Annotated in this window: 1 protein-coding gene; it reads right to left on the minus strand. The window is 70.9% G+C overall.

The features are described 5' to 3' along the window. Nucleotides 1–364, minus strand: a 364-nt coding sequence (locus MKW14_RS40765) for an anhydro-N-acetylmuramic acid kinase (protein ID WP_240871847.1), incomplete at both ends; no start/stop codon positions are given.

Genomic DNA, 364 nt, shown 5'->3' on the forward strand with positions numbered 1-364 from the left:
CAGCACGCGGTACTCGTCGTAGAGGCGGTCATACGCCAGGGCGCGTTCCGGATCGGGCTGGTACACGCCCCGGTCGGCCTTGCCCATCGCCCCCGCCGCGGCCTGGATGTCGGCATACGCCCCTGCGGCGACGGCGGCGTGCATGGCGGCGCCCAGCGCGGGGCCCTGAGTGGAGCCGATGATGCTCAGCGGGCGCCGGGTGACATCGGCGTAGATCTGCATCAGCAGCGCGTTCTTCGTCAGACCCCCCGCGATGATCAGCTCCTCGACCGGCACCCCCGACTTCTCGAACGCCTCGATGATCGTCCGGGTGCCGAAGGCGGTGGCCTCCAGCAACGCCCGGTAGACGTCCTCCGGACGCGTC

The sequence above is a fragment of the Streptomyces gilvus genome (assembly GCF_022513565.1).
Classification (GTDB): domain Bacteria; phylum Actinomycetota; class Actinomycetes; order Streptomycetales; family Streptomycetaceae; genus Streptomyces; species Streptomyces gilvus.